Annotated in this window: 23 protein-coding genes; 17 read left to right on the forward strand and 6 right to left on the reverse strand. The window is 64.2% G+C overall.

What is annotated here, in order from left to right; all coding sequences use genetic code 11:
- Nucleotides 1-106: 106 nt before the first annotated feature.
- The 15 genes from flhD (at nucleotide 107) to ACI48D_RS21855 (ending at nucleotide 12,875) form a co-directional block, all read left to right on the forward strand.
- Nucleotides 107-424, forward strand: coding sequence for a flagellar transcriptional regulator FlhD (gene flhD / locus ACI48D_RS21785; protein ID WP_229437064.1), 318 nt, complete (start codon nucleotides 107-109; stop codon nucleotides 422-424).
- 134 nt (nucleotides 425-558) lie between these two features.
- Nucleotides 559-1,107: a flagellar transcriptional regulator FlhC gene (flhC, locus tag ACI48D_RS21790; RefSeq protein WP_435573340.1), complete on the forward strand. Its 549-nt coding sequence runs from the start codon at nucleotides 559-561 to the stop codon at nucleotides 1,105-1,107.
- Nucleotides 1,108-1,152: 45 nt separating this feature from the next.
- Nucleotides 1,153-1,953 carry a class I SAM-dependent methyltransferase gene (locus ACI48D_RS21795; protein ID WP_435573341.1) on the forward strand — a complete coding sequence of 267 codons (801 nt, stop codon included), beginning with the start codon at nucleotides 1,153-1,155 and terminating at the stop codon, nucleotides 1,951-1,953.
- Nucleotides 1,954-2,092: 139 nt separating this feature from the next.
- A complete protein-coding gene (gene motA, locus ACI48D_RS21800) occupies nucleotides 2,093-2,953 on the forward strand; it encodes a flagellar motor stator protein MotA (RefSeq protein ID WP_435573342.1) in 861 nt (286 codons plus the stop codon).
- A gap of 27 nt (nucleotides 2,954-2,980) precedes the next feature.
- On the forward strand, nucleotides 2,981-3,961 hold the full coding sequence (gene motB, locus ACI48D_RS21805) for a flagellar motor protein MotB (protein ID WP_435573343.1): 981 nt from the start codon (nucleotides 2,981-2,983) through the stop codon (nucleotides 3,959-3,961).
- A gap of 14 nt (nucleotides 3,962-3,975) precedes the next feature.
- Nucleotides 3,976-4,524: a chemotaxis protein gene (locus tag ACI48D_RS21810; protein WP_435573344.1), complete on the forward strand. Its 549-nt coding sequence runs from the start codon at nucleotides 3,976-3,978 to the stop codon at nucleotides 4,522-4,524.
- A 180-nt stretch (nucleotides 4,525-4,704) separates the two neighbouring features.
- Complete coding sequence (locus ACI48D_RS21815) at nucleotides 4,705-5,070, forward strand: response regulator (RefSeq protein ID WP_435573345.1); 366 nt, start codon at nucleotides 4,705-4,707, stop codon at nucleotides 5,068-5,070.
- Between the two features lie 32 nt (nucleotides 5,071-5,102).
- Nucleotides 5,103-7,271 carry a chemotaxis protein CheA gene (cheA, locus tag ACI48D_RS21820; RefSeq protein WP_435573346.1) on the forward strand — a complete coding sequence of 723 codons (2,169 nt, stop codon included), beginning with the start codon at nucleotides 5,103-5,105 and terminating at the stop codon, nucleotides 7,269-7,271.
- 30 nt (nucleotides 7,272-7,301) lie between these two features.
- A complete protein-coding gene (locus ACI48D_RS21825) occupies nucleotides 7,302-7,799 on the forward strand; it encodes a chemotaxis protein CheW (protein WP_435573347.1) in 498 nt (165 codons plus the stop codon).
- An 84-nt stretch (nucleotides 7,800-7,883) separates the two neighbouring features.
- Entirely contained in the window at nucleotides 7,884-8,744 is an 861-nt protein-coding gene (locus ACI48D_RS21830; RefSeq protein ID WP_435573348.1) for a CheR family methyltransferase, read from the forward strand.
- Between the two features lie 13 nt (nucleotides 8,745-8,757).
- Nucleotides 8,758-9,357: a chemoreceptor glutamine deamidase CheD gene (cheD, locus tag ACI48D_RS21835; protein ID WP_435573349.1), complete on the forward strand. Its 600-nt coding sequence runs from the start codon at nucleotides 8,758-8,760 to the stop codon at nucleotides 9,355-9,357.
- Between the two features lie 14 nt (nucleotides 9,358-9,371).
- Entirely contained in the window at nucleotides 9,372-10,448 is a 1,077-nt protein-coding gene (locus tag ACI48D_RS21840; protein ID WP_435573350.1) for a protein-glutamate methylesterase/protein-glutamine glutaminase, read from the forward strand.
- 124 nt (nucleotides 10,449-10,572) lie between these two features.
- Complete coding sequence (cheY, locus tag ACI48D_RS21845; RefSeq protein WP_435573351.1) at nucleotides 10,573-10,968, forward strand: chemotaxis response regulator CheY; 396 nt, start codon at nucleotides 10,573-10,575, stop codon at nucleotides 10,966-10,968.
- 1 nt (nucleotide 10,969) lies between these two features.
- On the forward strand, nucleotides 10,970-11,602 hold the full coding sequence (gene cheZ / locus ACI48D_RS21850) for a protein phosphatase CheZ (protein ID WP_435573352.1): 633 nt from the start codon (nucleotides 10,970-10,972) through the stop codon (nucleotides 11,600-11,602).
- A gap of 64 nt (nucleotides 11,603-11,666) precedes the next feature.
- Complete coding sequence (locus ACI48D_RS21855) at nucleotides 11,667-12,875, forward strand: EAL and HDOD domain-containing protein (protein ID WP_435573353.1); 1,209 nt, start codon at nucleotides 11,667-11,669, stop codon at nucleotides 12,873-12,875.
- Nucleotides 12,876-12,890: 15 nt separating this feature from the next.
- Here ACI48D_RS21855 and ACI48D_RS21860 read toward each other — a convergent pair whose 3' ends face one another.
- The 6 genes from ACI48D_RS21860 to metG all read right to left on the reverse strand — a co-directional run bounded on the left by ACI48D_RS21860 (nucleotide 12,891) and on the right by metG (nucleotide 19,272).
- Entirely contained in the window at nucleotides 12,891-13,637 is a 747-nt protein-coding gene (locus ACI48D_RS21860; RefSeq protein WP_435573354.1) for a flagellar brake protein, read from the reverse strand.
- 66 nt (nucleotides 13,638-13,703) lie between these two features.
- Nucleotides 13,704-14,543 (reverse strand): pantoate--beta-alanine ligase, encoded by an 840-nt coding sequence (panC, locus tag ACI48D_RS21865; RefSeq protein ID WP_435573355.1) that lies wholly within the window; start codon nucleotides 14,541-14,543, stop codon nucleotides 13,704-13,706.
- Between the two features lie 16 nt (nucleotides 14,544-14,559).
- On the reverse strand, nucleotides 14,560-15,411 hold the full coding sequence (locus tag ACI48D_RS21870) for a segregation and condensation protein A (protein WP_435573356.1): 852 nt from the start codon (nucleotides 15,409-15,411) through the stop codon (nucleotides 14,560-14,562).
- A gap of 38 nt (nucleotides 15,412-15,449) precedes the next feature.
- Nucleotides 15,450-15,659, reverse strand: coding sequence for a DUF3460 family protein (locus tag ACI48D_RS21875; protein WP_435573357.1), 210 nt, complete (start codon nucleotides 15,657-15,659; stop codon nucleotides 15,450-15,452).
- 69 nt (nucleotides 15,660-15,728) lie between these two features.
- Nucleotides 15,729-17,045, reverse strand: a complete 1,317-nt coding sequence (locus ACI48D_RS21880) for an enoyl ACP reductase FabMG family protein (protein ID WP_435573358.1) — start codon at nucleotides 17,043-17,045, stop codon at nucleotides 15,729-15,731.
- Between the two features lie 73 nt (nucleotides 17,046-17,118).
- Nucleotides 17,119-19,272 carry a methionine--tRNA ligase gene (metG, locus tag ACI48D_RS21885; protein ID WP_435573359.1) on the reverse strand — a complete coding sequence of 718 codons (2,154 nt, stop codon included), beginning with the start codon at nucleotides 19,270-19,272 and terminating at the stop codon, nucleotides 17,119-17,121.
- 151 nt (nucleotides 19,273-19,423) lie between these two features.
- Between metG and apbC the strand changes: the two genes are divergently transcribed.
- Both apbC and ACI48D_RS21895 read left to right on the forward strand, forming a co-directional pair.
- Complete coding sequence (gene apbC / locus ACI48D_RS21890; RefSeq protein WP_435573360.1) at nucleotides 19,424-20,512, forward strand: iron-sulfur cluster carrier protein ApbC; 1,089 nt, start codon at nucleotides 19,424-19,426, stop codon at nucleotides 20,510-20,512.
- Between the two features lie 56 nt (nucleotides 20,513-20,568).
- Entirely contained in the window at nucleotides 20,569-21,591 is a 1,023-nt protein-coding gene (locus ACI48D_RS21895) for an RNA methyltransferase (RefSeq protein WP_435573361.1), read from the forward strand.
- Nucleotides 21,592-21,631: the final 40 nt, after the last annotated feature.

Consider the following 21,631-nt stretch of genomic DNA (forward strand, 5'->3'; position numbering starts at 1 on the left):
GAAAAATCCAGACTCTCTCCAATATACGAAAAGTTTCCTCACAGTCAGAATCTATCTCAACGGCAACACAAACCCGCCGACGATAGATCACACCGGAGAGATGGAAATGACTGCGAACGATATGATGGCTGAAATTCGTGATGCGAACCTGAGCTACCTGATGCTGGCCCAGCAGATGATTCGCGCCGACAAGGTCACCGCAATCTTCCGTCTCGGCATCTCGGCCGACATCGCTGACCTGATCGAAGGCATGAGCAACGCCCAGATCCTGAAGCTCGCCGGCGGCAATATGATGCTGGCCCGCTTCCGCTTCGACGACACCGCCATCCTGTCGATGCTCACCAGCCACACCAAGGACCGCGCCCTGGCGCAGTCGCACGCCGCCATCCTGATGGCCGGCCAGCCTGCCGAAGAAATCGCATAAAGAGGATCAGAGCAGGGGTCAGGGCAGGGGTCAGAGCCCGGTGTTGCTTTTAAAAGGGCTCTGACCCCGGTTTGGACCCCGGTCTGACCGAAGTCAGGTGAATCGCAGAATACGGTTGTCGGAGTGAGTGAGTCATGAGCAAGAAAAGCGTCGTCTCGGAAGCCCAGGAAATCCAGCTGGCCATCGAACTGATCCAGCTTGGCGCCCGCCTGCAGCTGCTGGAAACCGAAGTTTCGCTGTCGCGCGAGCGCCTGCTCAAGCTGTACAAGGAACTGAAGGGTGTGTCGCCGCCGAAGGGCATGCTCCCGTTCTCGACCGACTGGTTCCTGACCTGGCAGCCGAACATCCATTCCTCGCTGTATATCAATATCTATAAATTCCTGGTCGAGCATGCCGGCGCCAGCGGCATCCAGGCCGTGATGAAGGCCTATAAGCTCTACCTGGAGCAGATGCCGCCGGAACCGGGCGAAGAGCCGCTACTGTCGCTGACCCGTGCCTGGACCCTGGTGCGCTTCTTCCAGGGCGGCATGCTGGTGCTGGCGCCTTGCTCGAAATGCAAGGGCAAGTATGTCGTCAACTCGCTGGACCTGAATCACGATTACCAGTGCGGCCTGTGCCACATGCCTTCGCGTGCCGGCAAGACCCGCAAGGCCAGGGATGCCGCCGCGCTCGCCGGCGCCTGATCGGCGCGTGATCCGACCGGTTTCTACCTACCCGCGGGGCAGGGCTTGAGCGCCGCTGCCCCGCGCCGCATCTGGCGCGCTCCCGCGGTCCGCGCGCTGCTGCTGCAGATTCTTGCCTTCCCCCTGACGCTGGCCACGGTCTGGCTGCTGGCGCGCGCCGGCTTGTGGCAATCCTGGGCCATGCAGCCCTGGCTCGGCGTGACCCTGGTGCAGGGCGCCTGGGCCGCGGGTCTGGCTTGGCGCGCCGGGCTGGCCAGCTGGTGGCGCGCGATCCAGTTCCTGTTTCCGCCGGCCCTGCTGCTGGCCAGCGGCGCGGCCGCTGCGCTGGCCCTGCCGCCCTCGACCTTCCTGGCCGTGTTCCTGTTCCTGCTGCTGCTGTACTGGTCGACCTTCCGCACCCAGGTGCCGTACTACCCGTCCGGCCGGCGCGTGTGGGAAGAGGTCGCCCGGCTGCTGCCGCCGGAGCGCCCGCTGCGCATCATCGATATCGGCAGCGGCCTGGGCGGCCTGGCGCTGGACCTGGCGCGGCGCCGGCCCGACTGCGAGGTGAGCGGCATCGAGCTCGCGCCCTTGCCGTGGCTGGCCAGCAGCCTGCGCGCCCGGGCCGTGGGCAGCCGCGCCCGCTTCGTACGCGGCGACTACGAGCGCCTCGATTTCGGCCACTACGACGTGATTTTCGCCTACCTGTCGCCGGCCGCGATGGGCGCCCTGTGGCGCAAGGCCGAGGCCGAGATGCGCCCTGGCAGTGTACTTCTCAGTTACGAATTCCCCATTGCTGAGCGCGAACCCGACCAGCGCATTGTCACTACCGATAGCAGGAAAATTCTCTACATATGGCACTTTTGAGCCACATTTTCGGCACTTTTACTTGCCCGTAGTCCATTCTCCAGATAATCTAGTTCCGTAAGTAAATATTTCTCTTTGGATTCATTAACTTGGGTTCAAGACACCGGGCTCATTCCCGGATTTCTCGATCAGGAGTCCTGTGTTTGTCATTGTTGGTTACATTGTCGTCCTGGCATCGGTCTTCGGCGGCTTCGTCCTGAACAAGGGCCACCTGGCAGCGCTGTTCCAGCCGCTCGAACTGCTGATGATCGGCGGCGCGGCGATCGGTGCCTTCTTCGTCGGTAACAGCCCGAAGGCGGTGAAGGCGACCGTGCAGGCACTGCCGACCTTGTTCAAGAATTCCAGGTACACGCGCGAGATGTACATGGAGCTGATGTCGCTGATGTTCGACGTGCTGTCGAAGGTCCGCAAGGAAGGCCTGATGTCGATCGAAGGCGACATCGAAAGCCCGGAGCAGAGCCCGGTCTTTTCGAAGTACCCGATGGTGCTGGCCGACCACCACATCGTCGAATTCATCACCGATTACCTGCGTCTGATGGTTTCCGGCAACATGGATGCCTTCCAGATCGAAAACCTCATGGACAACGAGATCGAGACCCACCATCATGAGGGAGCGGTCCCGGCCCAATGCATCGCCAAGCTGGGCGACGGCCTGCCGGCCTTCGGCATCGTGGCGGCCGTGATGGGCGTGGTCCACACGATGGAATCGGTGGGCCTGCCGCCTGCCGAGCTCGGCATCCTGATCGCGCACGCGCTGGTTGGTACTTTCCTCGGCATCCTGCTGGCCTATGGCTTCGTCGGCCCGCTCGCCAGCCTGCTGGAACAGAAACTGGAGGAATCGACCAAGATGTTCCAGACCGTGAAGGTGACCCTGCTGGCGAGCCTGAACGGCTATGCGCCGGCGCTGGCGGTCGAATTCGGCCGCAAGGTCCTGTACTCGACCGAGCGCCCGACCTTCGCCGAGCTCGAAGACCACATCAAGAAAGCGAAGGCCAAGTGATAAAGCTGAGCTACGCCGGAGGCTCGCATGCCTGACGAAGGCCAGCGGCCGATTATCGTCAAGCGCGTCAAGAAGGGCGGCCACGGCCACCATGGCGGCGCCTGGAAGATTGCGTACGCCGACTTCGTGACGGCGATGATGGCCTTTTTCCTGCTCATGTGGCTGCTCGGCTCGACCACCAAGGGCGACATGGAAGGCATCGCCAATTACTTCAAGACGCCGTTGAAGGTCGCCATGCAGGGCGGTTCGGGCAGCGGCGACAGCTCATCGATCCTGCAGGGCGGCGGCCAGGACCTGACGCGCCGCAACGGCCAGGTCAAGAAGGGCGAGATCCCGGCCGACAAGAAGACCTACGACCTGAAGGCCGCGCGCGCCGCCCTCGAGCACGAGGAATCGACCAAGCTGCAGAAGCTGAAGGAACGCATCCAGGCGACCATCGACGCCAATCCGCTGCTGAAGAAATACAAGAACCAGCTGCTGCTCGACATCACCAACGAGGGTCTGCGCATCCAGATCGTGGACGAGAAGAACCGCCCGATGTTCGAGATGGCCAGGGCCGAGCTGCAACCGTATACCCGCGACATCCTCGACGTGCTGGCGCTGGTGCTGAACGACGTGCCGAACAAGATCAGCCTGTCCGGCCACACCGATTCGACGCCCTACATGACCGAGAGCGGCTACAGCAACTGGGAACTGTCGGCCGACCGCGCTAACGCCTCGCGCCGCGAACTGGTGCGCGGCGGCCTGGCCGACGACAAGGTGTTGCGCGTGGTGGGCCTGGCCGCGGCCAACCACCTCGACCGCAAGAACCCGTTCAACCCGGTCAACCGCCGCATCAGCATCCTGGTGATGAACAAGCGCACCGAGGAAGCGCTGCTGCGCGCCGGCGGCGACAGCGGCGATTCGCTCGACGTCCCGGCCGATGCCGACGGCGCTGTCAAGGCGGTCGCCTCTGCGACCGGGGGCGGCCTGGCCCCGGCCCCGCAAGCGAAGCAGGACGCGCGATAGTTCTGGAGGATTCAATGCCAAGAAAAAAGATTTTAGGATCACATGTGAAGCGCCTGCTGTCGGGCGTGTCCGACCACGGGCGCCGCCACCTGTCCGAAGTCGAGACCGACCTGGTGCAGACCACGCTGCTGCTCGAGGAAGCCGTCGACAAGCTGACCTCCAGCTTCCTGGCAATCCACCAAGCCGTCGATGCGCGCCAGCAGAGCATCAACCGTCTGCTGGCGGGCGAGGCGCCGTCGGCCGAGGAAAGCGAAAAGCTGACCGGCATGTCGGGCGAGATCGGCGTGCACGTGAATACGGCGATCACTAGCATGCAGTTCCAGGACATGACCAGCCAGCTGCTCGACCGCACGCTGCGGCGCGTGACCGGCCTGCGCGAATTCCTCACCACGCTGAGCGAGCACGGCGCCGACCTTGCGCCCGACAGCCACAGCGAGGAAATCGTCGACCGGCTGGGCAAGGTCAGCATGGCGCTGGCGATCCAGTCGCTCGAGCTGCGCAGCATGTTGCGCAAGTCGGTGGAGCAGCGGCATCTGGAGAGTGGCGACGTGGAGCTGTTTTAAGCATGAACCATGGGGGCAGAGCCCGGTTTTCATGGGTGGACCATGGGGTCAGAGCCCGGTTTTCACGGGTGGGCTCTGACCCCATCTAACTGGATACGAACTTTAACTGATAGCACCGGGGTCAGAGCCCCCTAAAAGAAGAACCGGGCTCTGACCCCTCCCCAACGGAGCACACACACAATGGCTAAAACTATTCTTGCAGTCGATGATTCCAGTTCCCTGCGCCAGATGGTGGCGTTCAGCCTGAAGGCCGCCGGCTACCAGGTGGTGGAGGCCGTCGATGGACAGGATGGCCTGGACAAGGCGAAGCAGCAGACCGTCGACCTGGTGCTGACCGACCAGAACATGCCGAAGATGGACGGCCTCACGCTGATCAAGTCGCTGCGCAGCCTGCCGACCTACGCCAAGGTGCCGATCCTGATGCTCACCACCGAATCGTCGGACGAAATGAAATCGAAGGGCCGCGCCGCCGGCGCCAACGGCTGGCTGGTCAAGCCTTTCGATCCGCAGCGCCTGATCGAGGTGGTCAAGAAAGTCATCGGCTGAGCCGATAAGCGATAAGCGATAAGCGACACATCATGACCATCGACATCAGCCAGTTCTACCAGGTCTTTTTCGACGAGGCGGAAGAACTCCTCGCCGAGAAGGAGCGTCTGCTGCTGGCCGTCGATATCGCCGCGCCGGACGCGGAAGACCTGAACGCGATCTTCCGCACCGCCCACTCGATCAAGGGCGGGGCCTCGACCTTCGGCCTGAACGACATGAGCGAAGTGACCCACGTGCTGGAGTCGCTGCTGGACCGGATCCGCAAGGGCGAAATGCGCTTGAGCGCGCAGCACGTCGATGCCTTCCTGGCCGCCAAGGACATCCTCAAGATGCAGCTCGACGGCCACCGCAACGGCGGCATGGTCGACCAGGAAGCGGTCGCCAACGTGCGCATGATGCTGCACGACCTGTCCGAGGGCGCCATCGTTGCCAGCCACCAGCCGACCGTGCCTTCCTTCCTCCACGCCGAGCAGAAGCAGGAAGTGAAGGAGGGCGCGCACCGCTACAAGATCGAGCTGCCCACCCTGCCGAAGCGCGACGTCGACGCCCTGGTCGACGAACTCGGCCTGCTGGGCCGCGTGTCGGTCACGCCGCTGGACGGCGGGCGCAGCGCGCTGATCATCATGACCCACGAAGGCTTGGACGACATCGTCGCGATCTGCTCGTTCGTGCTGGACCCGGACGACCTGAAGATCTTCGAAGCGCCGCCGCTCACGCCCGAACAGCGCGCCATCGAGGCCCTTGAACGCGCCCGCATCGAGGACGAGCAGGGCTACGGCTTCTTCGATCCGTCCGACCTGGCCGACGCACCGCAAGCGGAACAGTCCGACGACGAGCGCGGCTACGGCTTCTTCCAGCCGATCGAACAGATCCGCCGCGAAGCCGGCATCTTGGCCGAAGCCTTGACGCCGGTCGTCGCCGCACCGACCCGCGTGGAGCCGCTCGAAACGACCGAGGTGGCGCCCGAGAAGAAGGTTGCCAAGAAAACCGCCGACGCCACCCATGCGCAGGCCGAATCGAGCTCGATCCGGGTCTCGATCGAGAAGGTCGACCAGCTGATCAACCTGGTCGGCGAACTGGTGATCACCCAGGCCATGATCGAGCAGCGCAGCGACGGCCTGGACCCGATGGTGCACCAGCGCCTGCTGGAATCGGTGTCGCAGCTGACCCGCAACACCCGTGACCTGCAGGAAGCGGTGATGTCGATCCGCATGATGCCGATGGACTTCGTGTTCTCGCGCTTCCCGCGCATGGTGCGCGACCTGGCCGGTAAACTCGGCAAGAAGGTCGACTTCATCACCAACGGCGCCGCGACGGAACTGGACAAGGGCCTGATCGAACGCATCGTCGATCCGCTGACCCACCTGGTGAGGAACAGCATCGACCACGGCATCGAGATGCCGGCTGCGCGTGTCGCCGCCGGCAAATCCGAATCGGGCCGCCTGTTCCTGTCGGCTGCCCACCAGGGCGGCAACATCGTGATCGAGGTGGCCGACGACGGCGGCGGCCTGAATCGCGAACGGATCCTGGCCAAGGCCAGCCAGAACGGCTTGCCGGTATCCGAGAACATGAGCGATGCCGAGGTCTGGCAGCTGATCTTCGCGCCGGGCTTCTCGACCGCGGAAATCGTCACCGACGTTTCCGGCCGCGGGGTCGGCATGGATGTCGTCAAGCGCAACATCACGCAGATGGGCGGCACCATCGACATCCGCTCGGCGAAAGGCTTCGGCACCACGATCCTGATTTCGCTGCCGCTGACGCTGGCGATCCTGGACGGCATGTCGATCCGCAGCGGCGAGGAGATCTACATCCTGCCGCTCGGCTTCGTGGTCGAGTCGCTGCAGCCTTCGAGGTCCGACGTCCGGGACATCGCCGGCCAGGGCCGCGTGGTCAAGGTGCGCGGCGAATATCTGCCGCTGATCCCGCTGCACCAGATGTTCAACATCGAGCCGCGCCATACTGACCCATGGGAAGGCATCCTGGTGATCCTCGAAACCGAAGGACGCAAGGCCGCCCTGTTCGTCGACGAACTGGTGGGCCAGCAGCAGGTCGTGGTCAAGAACCTCGAATCGAACTACCGCAAGGTGGCCGGGATCTCCGGTGCGACCATCCTCGGCGATGGCGGCGTGGCCCTGATCCTGGACGTGGCGGCGCTGCTGCGCTCGTCGCGTCAGCTGACGGACGATACCGTCGTCTCATAAAACCGAAACCCCCTGAACTTAGGAACCGACATGTCCACTCAACAGACCACCAAACCGGCCGACGCCCGCGACGGCAGCGGCAGCGAATACCTGGCCTTCACCCTCGGCTCCGAGGAATACGGCATCGACATCCTGAAGGTGCAGGAGATCCGCGGCTACGAAGCCGTGACCCGCATCGCCAACGCTCCCGAATTCATCAAGGGCGTGATCAATCTGCGTGGCATCATCATCCCGGTGGTCGACATGCGCATCCGCTTCAATCTCGGCACCCCCACCTACGACCAGTTCACCGTCGTGATCATCCTGAACATCGGCGGCCGCATCATGGGCATGGTCGTGGATAGCGTGTCGGACGTCACCACCCTGACGCCGGACCAGGTCAAGCCGGCGCCGGAAATGGGCACCGCCTTCAACTCCGACTACCTGATGGGCCTCGGCACCGTCGACGAGCGCATGCTGATCCTGATCGACATCGACCGCCTGATGTCGTCCAGCGAGATGGGCCTGATCGACAAGATGGCAGCGTAAGAACGAAGCCGCGGCGCAGGGATAGCAGTACGCGAACCCGCCCGGCGGGTTCGCAGGATCGACCAACACCCTAAAGGTATTAACGTGCCGCTTCACACCAAGCAGGAAACAGGCAAGGAATTCGAGTTCACGCGCGCCGACTTCGAGCGCGTGCGCGGCCTGATCTACCAGTGCGCCGGCATTTCGCTGGCCGACAGCAAGCAGGAGATGGTCTACAGCCGGCTCGCGCGCCGCCTGCGCGCAACCGGTATGGATTCCTTCGCGCGCTATCTCGACGCCCTCGAAGCCGGGGTCCTCGGCGGGCCTGCCGGGCAGGAGTGGGAGTCTTTCACGAATGCGCTGACCACCAACCTGACCTCGTTCTTTCGCGAGGCCCACCACTTCCCGTTGCTGGCCGAGCATGCGCTGATGGCGCGCCACCGGCAGCCGGGCACTCCGCTGACGATCTGGTGTTCGGCCAGTTCGACCGGCGAGGAACCGTACTCGATCGCCATGACCCTGTGCGAGGCGTTCGACACGCTCACGCCGCCGGTGCAGATCATCGCCACCGACATCGACACCAACGTGCTGACCACCGCCGGCGCCGGCGTCTATCCGATCGAGCGGGTCGAGAAGCTCGAAACCGGGCGCCTGCGCCGCTTCTTCCTGAAGGGGAAGGGCGCCCAGCAGGGCCTGGTGCGGGTGCGTCCGGAACTGCGCAACCTGGTCAGCTTCCGCCAGCTCAACCTGCTGGCCGACGGCTGGGACCTGCGCGGATCGTTCGACGCGATCTTCTGCCGCAACGTGATGATCTACTTCGACAAGGCCACCCAGCGCAAGATCCTGTCGCGCTTCGTGCCCCTGATGAAGCCGGACGCCCTGCTGTTCGCGGGGCACTCCGAGAACTTCCTGTATGTGTCCGACTCGCTGCGCCTGCGCGGCAAGACGGTGTATGAGCTGAGTTGATAGAAACACCGCCATGGATACCAACAGCCAATTCGCCACCAACGTCTATTACGACCGGACCTTCGACTGCGACGCCGCCAAGATCCTGCCCGGCGAGTACTACTACACCGGCAAGGACATGCTGATCGTGACGGTGCTCGGCTCCTGCGTCTCGGCCTGCATCCGCGACCGTGTGCGCGGCCTGGGCGGCATGAACCATTTCATGCTGCCGGACGGCGGCGACCCGGGCAACCCGGTGTCGGCCTCGATGCGCTACGGGACCTATGCGATGGAAGTGCTGATCAACGATTTGCTGAAGGCAGGCGCCCGTCGTGAGCACCTCGAAGCCAAGGTGTTCGGCGGCGGCGCCGTGCTGCGCGGCTTCTCGGCCATGAACGTCGGCGAGCGCAACGCCTCCTTCGTGATGCAGTTCCTGAAGACCGAGCGCATCCCGGTGCTGGCCGAGGACCTGAACGACATCTACCCGCGCAAGGTGTACTTCTTTCCGCGCACCGGCAAGGTGCTGGTCAAGAAGCTGATGCAAACCCAAAACGATACGCTGGCGAAGCGCGAGCTCGATTACGCCAGTCGCCTCAAGGTCGCGCCGGTCGGCGGCGCCATCGACCTGTTCTGACGAAAGGGCCCAGAATGCACTCCACGAACAAGATCAAAGTGGCGATCGTCGACGATTCCGCCCTGATCCGCAGCGTGATGACCGAGATCGTGAATTCGCAGCCGGACATGGAAGTGGTCGGCGTGGCGCCCGATCCGCTGGTCGCGCGCGAGCTGATCAAGCGCGCCAACCCCGACGTGCTCACGCTCGACGTCGAGATGCCGAAGATGGACGGCCTCGATTTCCTCGAAAAGCTGATGCGCCTGCGCCCGATGCCGGTCCTGATGGTGTCCTCGCTGACCGAGCGCGGCTCCGAGATCACCATGCGCGCGCTGGAACTGGGCGCGGTCGACTTCGTGACCAAGCCGAAGATCTCGATCCAGACCGGGATGCGCGAGTACACCGAACTCATCGCCGACAAGATCCGCGGTGCCGCGCGCGCCCGCATCAAGCCGCGCACCCTGCACGCAGCCAGCCAAGGCGCCCAGCTGCCGCAGCTGCGCAGTCCGCTGACCTCGTCGGAAAAACTGATCATCATCGGCGCCTCCACCGGCGGCACCGAGGCGATCCGCGAATTCCTGATGCAGATGCCGTCCGACTGCCCCGGCATCCTGATTGCCCAGCACATGCCGGAAGGGTTCACCAGCTCCTTCGCCAAGCGCCTGGACTCGCTGTGCAGGATCAGCGTGAGCGAGGCCCAGGGCAACGAGCGCGTGCTGCCCGGCCACGCCTACATCGCCCCGGGCCATTCCCATCTGCTGCTGTCCCGCTCCGGCGCCAACTACATGACCAGGATCGAGCAGAGCGAACCCGTGAACCGGCACCGGCCGTCGGTCGACGTGCTGTTCCGCTCGGCGGCCCAGGCGGCCGGCAAGAATGCGGTCGGGGTGATCCTGACCGGCATGGGCAAGGATGGCGCCCAGGGCATGCTCGAGATGAAGTCTGCCGGGGCCACCAACTTCGCCCAGGACGAGGCTTCCTGCGTCGTGTTCGGCATGCCGCGCGAGGCGATCGCGATCGGCGCCGCGCATCAAATCGGCGCGTTGTCAGCCTTGCCGGGTATGGTGCTTGGCCATCTGGCAACGCAGGGCGGCCGCGCGTTGCGCGTTTGATCCGTCCCGGCCTCTTTACCCTCGGTTTTATCGCCGCAGAGCAACAAAAATGCTATGCTTAGGCCTGCTTTCGCAGTGTCGAAGTCCACCAACATATACAAATAGAGTAACAACGGAGTATTTCATGGCTGATCCAAAGATGCGGTTTTTAGTTGTTGACGATTTCTCGACGATGCGGCGCATCGTGAAAAATCTGCTGAAGGAACTGGGTTACGCCAACGTCGACGAAGCCGAAGACGGCGTCCAGGGACTGGCCAAGCTGCGCAGCGAACAGTTCGACTTCGTGGTGTCGGACTGGAACATGCCGAACATGGACGGCCTGACCATGCTGCAGAACATTCGTGCCGATCCCGCCCTGGCCAAGCTGCCGGTGCTGATGGTGACCGCGGAAGCCAAGAAGGAAAACATCATCGCGGCCGCGCAAGCGGGCGCCAACGGCTATGTGGTCAAGCCGTTTACCGCCGCCACGCTGGACGAAAAGCTGAACAAGATTTTCGAAAAGATGGAAAAGGCAGCCTGAAATGACTGAGCAAACCGCCGACTCGGGCTCGCACGACGAGGTCCTGAGCCGGATCGGGCACATGACCCGCGCGCTGCACGAGAGCCTGCGCGGATTGGGCCTGGACAAGCTGATCGAAAAGGCCGCCAGCGACATCCCGGATGCGCGCGACCGCCTCGACTACGTGGCGCGCCTGTCGGAACAGGCTGCCAAGCGGGTGCTGGACGCCACCGATGCCGCCAGTCCGCTGCAGGAAGGGATCGATGCGACGGCCGCCGAACTGTCGCGCTCCTGGCAGAGCCTGCTGGACAGCGGCGAGGGCAGTGCCGAGTGGCGCGCGCTGGCCGAGCGCAGCATCGCCAGCCTGGGCGAAGCGCGCAGCGCCGCCGTGGCGACCCGTGGCCACCTGATGGACATCATGATGGCCCAGGACTTCCAAGACCTGACCGGCCAGGTGATCAAGCGCATCACCGGCATCGCCCAGAACCTCGAAAAGCAGTTGGTGCAGGTGCTCGTCGATTTCGCGCCGGCCGAGGTCAAGCGCGAGTTCGACAACAGCTTGCTCAACGGCCCGCAGATCAAGCCCGAAGGCAAGGCCGAAGTGGTGGCCGACCAGGGCCAGGTCGACGACCTGCTCGACAGCCTCGGTTTCTGATCTGCCGATTTCCGGTGCGCCTGCGGACGGCGCACTGCCTTTGTTTCACCAGGCGATTCACAACATGCATCAAACCAACTTCATCGTCCGTGAACCTTTGCTTGATCCCAAGCAGCGTGTGATTGGTTATGAACTCTGCTGGCAGCAGCAGAGCGGAAGGGAAGTGGGCGCCGCCGAGCTCGAATCGCTGGTCGGCTTCGTCGCCGAGCACCTGGTTGACGAAGAGCATGGCTGGCTGCTGCGCGACAAGCTGCTGTTCCTCGATGCGGTGCCGGCCATGCTGTCCACCGACGCCCTGCACGCGCTGCCACCGGAGCGCACCGTGCTCTCGATTTCCCTGCGCGACCTGGTCAACGTCGATACCCGTGCCGCCGTGCAGGCCCTGCGCGCCGGCGGCGTCGGCATCTCGCTGCGCGGCGCCAACCTGGAGCTGCTGGGCCGCAACCTGTCCGTGATCGCTTCCTACGCCGAAGTGCGCTTCAGCGGCGCCGACGTCCCCGCCCAGGCCCGTACCTATGCCGCGGCCAAGCAGTCCCTGCTCCGCATGGTCGGAAGGCCGGTCGCCACCTGGGCCGACTTCGACGCCTGCGCCGCGCTGGGCCTGGACGCCTTCGTCGGCAAGCTGCACCTGACCCCGCGCGAAGGCGGCAACGTCAAGGGCATGAACCCGGCCCAGGCGATCATCCTGCAGCTGATGCAGATGGTGCAGAACAACGAGGACGTGCCCAAGCTCGAAGCCGTGCTCAAGCGCGACCCGGCGCTCATCTATAAACTCCTGCGCTTCATCAATTCCGCCGGCTTTGGCGCCGGCCGCCAGGTCGAGTCGCTGCGCCAGGCCATCGCCATGCTCGGCTATGCGCCGCTGTACCGCTGGCTGGTGCTGCTGCTGGCCACCGCCAGTTCCAGCGGCTATTCGCCGGTGCTGATGGAAACGGCGGTCGTGCGCGCCCGCCTGTGCGAGCTGCTCGGCCAGAAGTTCCTGCCGCGCGCGGAAGCAGAATACCTGTTCGTGGCCGGCATGTTCTCGCTGCTGGACCGCCTGCTGGGCCTGCCGATGAAGGAGGTACTGGAGACCATCCAGCTGCCCGACGAGGTGGTGCGCGCGCTGCTCACGCGCGGCGGCGCCTACGGTCCCTACCTGGCGCTGGCCGAGGCCTGCGAGCTGAATTCGAACCTGGTGGCGTCGATGGCGGCTTCGCTCGACATCAGCCCGCTCGACGTCAACAAGGCGCACCTGTCGGCACTGGCCTGGGCGCAGAGTGTGGCGACTTGATATAAGCCACGCGGCTCAGCGCGTCAGCTGCACCTTGCTCAGCGCCCGATCCAAACGCTGCTTCATCTGCATCGAGATGTTCGAAATCCGGCACCCGACCTGCACCTGCTGCCCGAGCAGGAAGGTACGGAAGGGGCGCAGCAGGCGCACTTCAAGGTCGGCAATGACCGTCAGCGAGGGGCCGAGCTCCAGCTCCACGCCTTCGATCTTCTTGCCGACATAGAATTCGTAGGCCTGCTCAGGCGTGGCCCGCAGGCCTACGCCACCGAGCGAGAAGTCATACAGCGGCAGCTCGAATTCCTTGCCCAGCAGGACGAATCGGGCGCCATAGCTGCCGCTCAGCGGGCTCTCCAGGCGCGCCTCGGCGCGGCGGTTCAGGACCAGGCAGGTCTCCGGCAGTGGCAGTTCGACGGCGCGCGCACGTCCCGGAAGGAGGCTGCCGTTGCTGCCGAGCTCGAACTGGATCTTGGCGTTGCCGCCCAAGGCTGCGACAAGGATCAGCGTGCCCTCGGCGAGGATGAGGTCCTCGGCGAGATCGAGAATGAAGGAGCGCTTGTCCGGATCGACGGCATCGATCCGCGCCATCGCGAAGTCCTGACCCATCGGGTAGACGGTGATCGGCTCGCCGTCCTGGGCCAGGGCCGACAGCGTGTCGACGATCTGGAAGGCATCGCTCATCTCGTGCGATGCCGTATTTGGCGCGATCCGGGCGACGGCGTCGGACAGCTTGGGCGGACCCTTGCGGAGGTTGTTGGTGGACATACCCAAGTCTAGCAAATGTTGTTGCTAGAATCTATAAGGAAATTTCTACAAGGAAAGTAGTTTCGTTTAAATTTCCAGATTATCGATCAGGCGCGTGTTGCCCAGTTTGGCGGCGGCCAGGACCACCAGTTGTGCGCCAGCAAGAACCTCTTCGCGTGCCGGGGCGTGCAGGTCGATCCGCTTGCGGATCGACACATAGTCCGGCTGCCAGCCGCGCGCCGCCAGCCGCTTCATTGCATCCTGTTCCAGCGCCAGCAGGTCCGCATGGCCGGCGCGGGTCTGCTCGGCCACGTAGTTGAGGGTCTGGTAGAGGAAGGGCGCCTCGGCGCGTTCTTCGGCCGACAGGTAGCCGTTGCGCGAGGAGAGCGCCAGGCCGTCGTCGGCGCGGAAGGTTTCGGCGCCGATGATCTCGGTCGGCATGGCGAACTGGCGTGCCATGTTCCGCACGATCATCAGCTGCTGGTAGTCCTTCTTGCCGAACACGGCCACGCGCGGCTGCACGCAGGAAAACAGCTTGGTCACGACCGTGCACACGCCCTGGAACATCGCCGGGCGGAATTCGCCTTCCAGCATGCCGCCCAGGCCGCTCGGTGGCTGCACGCGGTATTCCTGCGGCTCCGGATACAGCTCTTTTTCATTCGGCGCGAACAGCACGTACACGCCTTCCTTCTCCAGCTTTTCGACGTCGGCCTGGAAGGTGCGCGGATATTTTTCGAAGTCCTCGTTCGGTCCGAATTGCAGGCGGTTGACGAAGATCGAGGCGACCACCGGGTCGCCGTGGCGGCGCGCCAGGCGCATCAGCGACAGGTGGCCCTCGTGCAGGTTGCCCATGGTCGGCACGAAGGCGGTGCGCAGTTGTCCGCGCAGCTGGTCGCGCAGTTCGTCGATGGTGGAGATGATTTTCATGGTGTCGTCATTGAGCTCAGGCCGGCGAATACGCCAGCCGGACATAGATGGGCGCGAATGGTTCGGCCTGGGTAATTTCGATCAGGGTTTCCTTGGCCAGCTCGAGCATGGCCACGAAGTGCACGACCACGACCGGTACGCTGGCCTGGCCCGCGAACAGCTCCGAGAATTCGACAAAGCGCTGGGACTGGAGTGTACGCAGGATTGCCGTCATGTGCTCGCGCACCGACAGTTCCTCGCGACCGATGCGGTGATGCTGGGTCAGCTTGGCGCGGCGCAGCACGTCCATCCAGGCGCGCTGCAGGTCGATCGCGTCGACCTGCGGCCAGCTAGGGGCCAGGCCCTGCTCGACCGGCAGCGAGGGACGCACGAAGTCGCGGTCGAGCTGGGGCAGGGCGCCCAGGCGCTGGGCCGCCGCCTTGATCTGCTCGTACTCCAGCAGGCGCCGCACCAGTTCCGCGCGCGGATCGCCGACGTCCTCGACCAGGTCGTCGTGGCGCTTGGGCAGCAGCATGCGCGACTTGATCTCGATGAGCATCGCCGCCATCAACAGGTACTCGGCCGCCAGTTCCAGGTTGCTCTTGCGGATCTGCTCGACGTATTCCAGGTATTGCAGGGTCACCTGCGCCATCGGGATGTCGAGGATGTTGAAGTTCTGCTTGCGGATCAGGTACAGCAGCAGGTCGAGCGGACCTTCGAAGGCGTCGAGGAAGACCTCGAGCGCGTCGGGCGGGATGTAGAGGTCGTTGGGCAGGCGCAGCAGCGGCTCGCCGTACAGGCGGGCGATGGTGGCTTCGGCGGCGTTGGCGGCCGCGTTCAGCTCGGCCTCCGCGCCGCCCGAGGTGGGCGTCGCCTGCTCGGGCGCCATCGTCGTCAGCCTGTGCCGTCAGCCTGGCCGTCCGGGACTCAGACCTTGGTCTGGTACGGGTAGGCGTTCTGGCGCAGGCGCGACTCGGCGATGCGGCGCTGTTCGTCCAGCGACAGCGGCGCCTTGTCCCACAGCAGGGCGCGGCCGGCTACCTGGCGTTCGTCCATGCCCGGGGTCTTCTCTTTCAGCTCCTTGATGAACTTGGTGTGATCGGATTCGTAGTTCGAGTGTTTGGTTAACAGGCCCATGGTGCTCTTTAAATGCTATGTACGATGTAAAAAGGATGCAAACGTGAAATTCTACTGCGCCCTGGCGTGTTACTTGTGCAGTTGGTTCAGTTCGCGGGCAATGATGTCGTGGTTGAGCCACAACACCGGCGCGATCTTCTCGGACGCGCCATGGAACATCAGCGGACCCGTGCCTTCCAGCACCAGGGTCGACAGGTGGTCGGTGATCAGGGCTTTCTTGTCCTTGTGCAGGCTGGTGATCTCGTCGGCGATGCCGATCATGAGCTCGGCCAGCTCCGGCGTGTTGTCCATCGGCCAGGCTTCGAAGTTGCGGAACTCGGTGCTGGTGCCGGTCTGCAGGTAGGTTTCCAGCTTGTCGAGGAGGGACTCCAGTGACACGCCGTCGTTCAGCAGGCCCTGGCAGATATCCCATTGCTGCTGCGCCCAGGCGCCGCCGCCTTCCTGCTTGAGGGCGAGAAGCAGCGGGAACAGCGACAGTTCGACGCCAACGAAGATGTCGGACGAATTGGTGCGGATTTCCGGGCAGTTGAACACAGTCGCCGGGACGCCCTGGCGCCAGGCGCTTTCCGCGATCGATTCCAGGCGCATCTTGGCGTAGCCCTGGGTGTAGTTGGTGTAGGTCTGCCAGGCGTATTCGCCGCCGATCAGGATCTCGGTGCCGTGGTAGCCGTAGGCGGTGTAGCGCACTTCCCCGCCCTTGGCCTTGACGCGCTCGCGGATCGGTGCCGACGCATCGATCAGGTACTTCAGGGTGTTGGCCGAGACTTCGTCGAAGTTCATCAGGATCAACTTGCCGAGGTCGCTGTCGAGCAGGGCGCGCGAGGACATGAAGCGCTCGCCGCGGCCCTTGTAGATGCGGTTGGCGATCGCCAGGAAGGCCTTGATGCGCGGGATGCCGCCGGCCATGGTATGGGCGAAGAACACGTTGGCGCCGTCCGGGATCAGCTTGTCGATCTCGGCCATGGCTTCACGCGCCGAGGCGGTGAAGCGGGCGACGCCGGCTTCGCGGCAGCGCTCGATCTTTTCCCAGTCCAGCTTGTCTTCCTGCCAGCTCTTGAGGGTAATCCCGGACAGCATCTCGGTCGGGTTCTGCTCGCCCGCCGGCGCGTCCATGTCGAAACCGGCCATCAGCGGCACGTTGACGATGCGGCCGCCCAGCTTGGCTTCCGCTTCCGCATGCTCTTCCGCCGTCAGGGCGCGCAGGGTGCCGTCGTCGTTGCGGCGGCCCACGGTGATGCCCAGGATCGTCATGCCGGCCTTGCGCGCTTCGTCGATCAGGCCGTTCACGTAGCCACGGCCGAACAATTCGCCGAACAGGACGAAAACGTCACCTTGACGGAACAGGTTCGCGTGTGGGATGTGTCGCAGGGCTTTGTACTCGGTCATTTTATTTTGCTACCACTCAATTAAGGTTATTTTTGAAACGCAACATTATACTGCCACTGTTGCGTAGAAAATATCAACGGATCCGCATGCCGGGTTGCGCGCCCGACACTGGTTCGAGCAGGTACAGGCCCGGATTCGTCTTCTCATCCTTGGCGGAAGCGCACAGCACCATGCCTTCCGATACGCCGAACTTCATCTTGCGCGGTGCCAGGTTGGCCACCAGCACGGTCAGCTTGCCGATCAGCTGTTCCGGCTGGTAGGCCGACTTGATGCCCGAGAACACATTGCGCAGGCGGCCTTCGCCGACGTCCAGGGTCAGGCGCAGCAGCTTGCTCGAGCCTTCGACGTGCTCGCAGTTGACGATCTTCGCCACGCGCAGGTCGATCCTGGTGAAATCATCGATCGAGATTTCGGGAGCGAGTTCCTCGATATCGCCTGCCGTTTCGCTTGCCTCAGCAGGGGCGGCCGTGTCGACCGCCGCCGGGGCGACGGCCGGCGCGACGGCGCCCGACGCGACGGCGCCCGGCTTGTCGAACAGGTCCTCGACCATCTTCGCGTCGACGCGCTGCATCAGGTGGCTGTAGGCGCCGATGGTGCGGCCGAGCATGGTGTTGTAGACGTTCTCGCCCTTCGTGTCGTCCCACGAGAACGCGGCGTCGCCCAGGAATTCCTTCACGCGCTCGGCCACGTGCGGCAGCACCGGCGACAGCATGATGGTCAGCTGGCGGAACAGGATCAGGGCCGTGGTGCAGACTTCATGCAGCTCGGCGGTCTTGGTTTCGTCCTTGGCCAGGATCCAGGGCTTGTTCTCGTCGACGTACTGGTTGGCGACGTCGGCGATGGCCATGATCTCGCGCAGCGCCTTGCCGAACTCGCGGGCCTCGAAGTTGGCCGCGATCGCCGCCTGGCGCTCGCCATGTTCACCGCTCAGGGCGCGCGCAATCCAGTCGTGCGCCTTCGGCGACAGTTCGGCGGCCAGCTTGCCGTCGAATTTCTTGGCGATGAAGCCGGCGCAGCGGCTGGCGATGTTCACGTACTTACCGATCAGGTCGCTGTTCACGCGGGCGACGAAGTCCTCGCCGGTGAAGTCCAGGTCCTCGACCTTGCTGTTCAGCTTGAATGCCAGGTAGTAGCGCAGCCACTCCGGATTCATCTTCAGTTCCAGGTAGCGCAGCGGCGAAATGCCGGTGCCGCGCGACTTCGACATCTTCTCGTTGTTCACGGTCAGGTGGCCGTGGACATTGACCTTCAGCTTGTCGATGACGGGGTGGCCGGAGAAATTCAGCATCGCCGGCCAGAACAGCAGGTGGAAGGAGACGATGTCCTTGCCGATGAAGTGGACCTGCTCGGCCGCCGGATCCTTCAGGAAGGCTTCGTAGTCGATGCCTTTCTTGGCGAAGTAATTCTTCAGCGAAGCCAGGTAGCCGACCGGCGCGTCCAGCCAGACGTAGAAAAACTTGCCCGGCGCATCCGGGATCGGGATGCCGAAATAGGGCGCGTCGCGCGAGATGTCCCAGTCGGCCAGCTTTTCGCCGTTCTCGCCCAGCCATTCCGAGACCTTGTTGACCATTTCCGGCTGCAGGCGGCCCGGGGTGTTCAGCCATTCCTTCAGGAACTGGAAGCAGCGCGGGTCGGACAGCTTGAAGAAATACTGCTCGGACGGCTTCAGGATCGGGGTCGAGCCGGTGAATACCGAGTACGGATTGATCAGCTCGGTCGGCTGGTAGGCGGCGCCGCAGACTTCGCAGTTGTCGCCATACTGGTCCTTGGCGTGGCAGACCGGGCACTCGCCCTTGATGTTGCGGTCGGCCAGGAACATGCCCTTGGTCGGGTCGTAGAAGCGGTCGACGGTCTTGGTGTAGATGAGGCCGGCGTCGCGCAGCTTGCGGTAGATGTCCTGCGAGAGCTCGACGTTTTCCGGCGAATCGGTTGAATACCAGTTGTCGAAGGCGATGTGGAAGCCGTCCAGGTACTGGGCGCGGCCGGCGGCGATGCGGGCCACGAATTCCTGCGGCGTCACGCCTTCCTTCTCGGCGGCGATCATGATCGGGGTGCCGTGGGTGTCGTCGGCGCCGACGAAGTGCACCACGCGCTGCTGTCCCGCATCCTGCTGCATTCGCTGGAAGCGGACCCAGATGTCGGCCTGGATGTATTCCATCATGTGGCCGATGTGGAAGGCGGCGTTGGCGTAGGGCAGGGCGGTGGTGACGAACAGCTTGCGTGTCATGGTCGGGAAAGAGGGATCGATAGGTGAAAAAAAGCATTTTACCAGCGGATGCCCCTGAGCGGTCAGGGGGTAATCGGGCGCTTTGCCACTTGGACAAGTGTCTTTGCCCCGATTTACGCTAAACTCTTGCGCATCACATCCGGAGAACCCCATGAGCATCACTGTAGAAGACGTCAAGGCCGCCCTGTCGGCAGTCAATGACCCGAATACCAATAAAGACTACGTCAGCACTCGCTCGGTCAAGAACATCCAGGTCGACGGCGGCAACGTCGCCCTCGACATCGAACTCGGCTACCCGGCCAAGAGCCAATTCGCGCTGGTCCGCAGCGCCGTCATCGACGCCGTGCGCAAGCTGCCGGGCGTGGCCAACGTCAGCGTCAACGTCACCAGCAAGATCCTGTCGCACACGGTGCAGCGCGGGCTGAAGGTGATGCCGAACGTGAAGAACATCATCGCGGTCGCCTCCGGCAAGGGCGGGGTCGGCAAGTCGACCACCGCCGTCAACCTGGCCCTGGCGCTGGCTGCCGAGGGCGCGAGCGTCGGCGTGCTGGACGCCGACATCTACGGTCCCTCGCAGCCGACCATGCTGGGTATCAACGGACGTCCGCAGAGCCTGGACGGCAAGACCATGGAACCGCTCGAGAACCACGGCGTGCAGGTGTCGTCGATCGGTTTCCTGATCGATCCGGACGAGCCGATGGTCTGGCGCGGCCCGATGGTCACCCAGGCCCTACAGCAGCTGCTGGAGCAGACCAACTGGCGCGAGCTCGATTACCTGGTCGTCGACATGCCGCCGGGTACGGGCGACATCCAGCTGACCCTGTCGCAGAAAGTCCCGGTGACGGGCGCCGTGATCGTCACCACCCCGCAGGACATCGCCCTGCTGGACGCGCGCAAGGGCCTGAAGATGTTCGAGAAGGTCGGCATCCCGATCCTCGGCGTGGTCGAAAACATGAGCACCCACATCTGCTCGAACTGCGGCCATACGGAAGCCATCTTCGGCGAAGGCGGCGGCGAGAAGATGTGCGCCGACTTCGGCGTCGATTTCCTGGGCAAGCTGCCGCTGCAGCTGTCGATCCGCGAACAGGCCGATTCCGGCACGCCGACCGTGGTGGCGGATCCGGACGGCGCGGTCGCCAATCTGTACAAGGAGATCGCGCGCAAGGTGGCGGTGAAGGTGGCGGACAAGGCGAAGGATTTGAGTGCCAAGTTCCCGACCATCGTCGTGAAGAACGATTGATCGGATGGGGTCAGAGCCCACCCGTGAAAACCGGGATCTGACCCCATGGTTCAGCTATGCGCATTTCCTCCCTCCGCACTGAGCTCCGCTCCCTCGGCGCCCTCCCGCTGCACGAAGACCGCATCCTGCGCGACTGGGTCCGCAACGCCGGCCACGAGCACGGCCGGCGGCGTCCCGACGATTTCCTGCCGAAGCCGGTACGCGAAGCGCTGCCGCGCATCGACGCCGAGCTCGACGGACTGGCGCGCATCCTGAGCGCCCATCCGGCCGAGGACGGCTCCGCGCGCCTGCTGGTCGGGCTTGCCGATGGCCAGACGGTCGAGTCGGTGCTGCTGCCGCGCGACGGCGTCTGCGTGTCGAGCCAGGTCGGCTGTGCGGTCGGCTGCCAGTTCTGCATGACGGGGCAGGGCGGCCTGGTGCGGCAGGTCACCAGCGGCGAGATCGTCGCCCAGGTGGTGCTGGCGCGCCGCCGGCGGCCCGTCAAAAAGGTCGTGTTCATGGGCATGGGCGAGCCGGCCCACAACCTCGACAACGTGATGGAAGCGATCGAGTTGCTGGGCGTGGAAGGGAATATCGCGCACAAGAATCTGGTGTTCTCGACCGTGGGCGACCCGCGCGTGTTCGAGCGCCTGCCCGCGGGAAGGGTGAAGCCGGCGCTGGCGCTGTCGCTGCACACGACCAAGCCGGACCTGCGCGCGCGCCTGCTGCCGCGCGCGCCGCGCATGACGCCGCAGGAGCTGGTAGAAGAGGGCGAACGCTATGCGCGCCTGACCGGCTACCCGATCCAGTACCAGTGGACTTTATTGGAAGGGGTGAACGACGGCCAGGACGAGTTGGACGCCCTCGTCGAACTCCTGCGCGGCAAATACGCTGTGCTCAACATGATTCCGTACAACGCCAACGAGGGCCTGCCGTTCCGCCGCCCCGGCTGGGACCAGGCCGAGCGCGTCGCCGCCTGGCTGTTCGAGCGCGGCATCCTCACCAAGCTGCGCGATTCGGCCGGCCAGGACGTGGACGCCGGCTGCGGCCAGCTGCGCGCGCGGGCGGCCCAGCCGATCAAGCTGCATCGCCCTGCGTAGGGTGGGCACCTCCGTGCCCACGCGTGACGCTTGCGCTACG

This window comes from Massilia sp. LXY-6 (assembly GCF_051233485.1).
Classification (GTDB): Bacteria; Pseudomonadota; Gammaproteobacteria; order Burkholderiales; family Burkholderiaceae_D; genus Telluria.

Coding starts and splice junctions, on each gene's coding strand:
- cheD (WP_435573349.1), top strand. CDS start 8,758: ATGGATACCAACAGCCAATTCGCCACCAACGTCTATTACGACCGGACC.
- motB (WP_435573343.1), top strand. CDS start 2,981: ATGCCTGACGAAGGCCAGCGGCCGATTATCGTCAAGCGCGTCAAGAAG.
- apbC (WP_435573360.1), top strand. CDS start 19,424: ATGAGCATCACTGTAGAAGACGTCAAGGCCGCCCTGTCGGCAGTCAAT.
- ACI48D_RS21815 (WP_435573345.1), top strand. CDS start 4,705: ATGGCTAAAACTATTCTTGCAGTCGATGATTCCAGTTCCCTGCGCCAG.
- metG (WP_435573359.1), bottom strand. CDS start 19,272: ATGACACGCAAGCTGTTCGTCACCACCGCCCTGCCCTACGCCAACGCC.
- panC (WP_435573355.1), bottom strand. CDS start 14,543: ATGAAAATCATCTCCACCATCGACGAACTGCGCGACCAGCTGCGCGGA.
- cheZ (WP_435573352.1), top strand. CDS start 10,970: ATGACTGAGCAAACCGCCGACTCGGGCTCGCACGACGAGGTCCTGAGC.
- ACI48D_RS21870 (WP_435573356.1), bottom strand. CDS start 15,411: ATGGCGCCCGAGCAGGCGACGCCCACCTCGGGCGGCGCGGAGGCCGAG.
- ACI48D_RS21855 (WP_435573353.1), top strand. CDS start 11,667: ATGCATCAAACCAACTTCATCGTCCGTGAACCTTTGCTTGATCCCAAG.
- flhC (WP_435573340.1), top strand. CDS start 559: ATGAGCAAGAAAAGCGTCGTCTCGGAAGCCCAGGAAATCCAGCTGGCC.
- ACI48D_RS21825 (WP_435573347.1), top strand. CDS start 7,302: ATGTCCACTCAACAGACCACCAAACCGGCCGACGCCCGCGACGGCAGC.
- ACI48D_RS21860 (WP_435573354.1), bottom strand. CDS start 13,637: ATGTCCACCAACAACCTCCGCAAGGGTCCGCCCAAGCTGTCCGACGCC.
- cheA (WP_435573346.1), top strand. CDS start 5,103: ATGACCATCGACATCAGCCAGTTCTACCAGGTCTTTTTCGACGAGGCG.
- ACI48D_RS21880 (WP_435573358.1), bottom strand. CDS start 17,045: ATGACCGAGTACAAAGCCCTGCGACACATCCCACACGCGAACCTGTTC.
- ACI48D_RS21875 (WP_435573357.1), bottom strand. CDS start 15,659: ATGGGCCTGTTAACCAAACACTCGAACTACGAATCCGATCACACCAAG.
- ACI48D_RS21810 (WP_435573344.1), top strand. CDS start 3,976: ATGCCAAGAAAAAAGATTTTAGGATCACATGTGAAGCGCCTGCTGTCG.
- ACI48D_RS21895 (WP_435573361.1), top strand. CDS start 20,569: ATGCGCATTTCCTCCCTCCGCACTGAGCTCCGCTCCCTCGGCGCCCTC.
- ACI48D_RS21840 (WP_435573350.1), top strand. CDS start 9,372: ATGCACTCCACGAACAAGATCAAAGTGGCGATCGTCGACGATTCCGCC.
- cheY (WP_435573351.1), top strand. CDS start 10,573: ATGGCTGATCCAAAGATGCGGTTTTTAGTTGTTGACGATTTCTCGACG.
- flhD (WP_229437064.1), top strand. CDS start 107: ATGACTGCGAACGATATGATGGCTGAAATTCGTGATGCGAACCTGAGC.